This is a genomic window from Alcanivorax sp. HI0083 (genome assembly GCF_001635175.1).
Genome location: NZ_LWFX01001490.1, coordinates 1 through 1,260 on the forward strand (window position 1 = coordinate 1; position 1,260 = coordinate 1,260).

The 1,260-nt window shown below is 55.9% G+C and carries 2 protein-coding genes; one reads left to right on the forward strand and one right to left on the reverse strand.

Going from position 1 to position 1,260, the window contains the following annotated elements; genetic code table 11:
* Window positions 1–89 precede the first annotated feature (89 nt).
* A complete protein-coding gene (smpB, locus tag A3754_RS22590) occupies window positions 90–569 on the forward strand; it encodes an SsrA-binding protein SmpB (protein WP_063521317.1) in 480 nt (159 codons plus the stop codon).
* Between the two features lie 54 nt (window positions 570–623).
* On the opposite strand, the gene A3754_RS22595 is transcribed toward smpB, so the two are convergent.
* Complete coding sequence (locus tag A3754_RS22595) at window positions 624–908, reverse strand: hypothetical protein (protein WP_063521316.1); 285 nt, start codon at window positions 906–908, stop codon at window positions 624–626.
* Between the last annotated feature and the right edge of the window lie 352 nt (window positions 909–1,260).

Consider the following 1,260-nt stretch of genomic DNA (forward strand, 5'->3'; position numbering starts at 1 on the left):
AAAGATGGTAAGCAGTCACTCACCCGGCACCGGCCACAGCAGACAAACCGCTATCAGCCACTCTCCCCTTGCTCTATAATCGCCGCCCTATGGGAAAAGCCAACAAGAAAGCCAAAGCACCGTCGGCCACCATTGCGCAAAACCGCAAGGCACGCCACGAATATCATCTGGAAGAGCACTTCGAAGCCGGCCTGGTATTGGAAGGCTGGGAAGTGAAGTCCCTGCGTGCCGGCAAAGGCAACCTGACAGAAGCCTACGTCTTGCTGAAAAACGGCGAGGCCTTCCTGTTCGGTGCCCGTTTCGAGCCCCTCAACACCGCCAGCACCCACGTTAACCCGGACCCGACACGCACGCGCAAACTGCTGCTGCACCGTCGTGAGCTGGGGCGGGTATTTGGCGGCGTACAGAAAGACGGCTTCACCTGCGTACCGGTGAGCCTGTACTGGAAGAAAGGGTTCGCCAAGTGCGACATCGCACTGGCCAAAGGCAAGCAGAAGTTCGACAAGCGCGCCACAGAGAAAGAGCGCGACTGGAATCGCCAGAAGCAGCGCATACTGCGGCAGAGATGACGCCGTAAAGAGGCGTCACGCCCTGCCGCCGGGCACTGTCTCAGGCTGTCTTGATTACGCCGTGTGGCGGGTATTTACATCCTGTGCACGGCTATCGCCACGCAGCTGCCAATACAATTGCAGCCAGGCGCGAAGCACCGCAGGCAGGAAGTAAACGGCGAACAGAATCACCGGAATCCGTGCTTCCGGGGTCGCCATATTCACCAGGTAAATACCTGCTGCATACGCAGCCAGCGCAAATACCAATTGCAACGCTCTGTAGAGCAGCGGCTGAGCCTTCAAAGGCGACAGTGCCTTCTCGGAAACTTGCCCTGCTGACCGAAAGATCGTGTTCATCATCCTTCTCCTTCAATGAACGACAATGCTTTGATCAGCGGCCTTCTTGATACATCAATCTCAAGGCTCGCTGTAAAGCCATTGTGTGGTACACAATATTTGAGCCAGATGCCCCTGGGTCGCTTATGGCTACCCGTTCACCTTTTGCTCAACCTCACCACTGGCCGATGTAACTTTGCCGTGGTGACACCGCTATAGTGCGCCCGAAAAATGACAGCACAAGCTTACTGGGTCGGATTGTCGGACAACAGATGTGTATTCAGGTAACACTTTTCACATTCTGATTACAAATGAACAATCTTCATGCCGCCCGCCACCAAGGCATGGTCAGTTCCGCCACCTCCGAACAACCCGC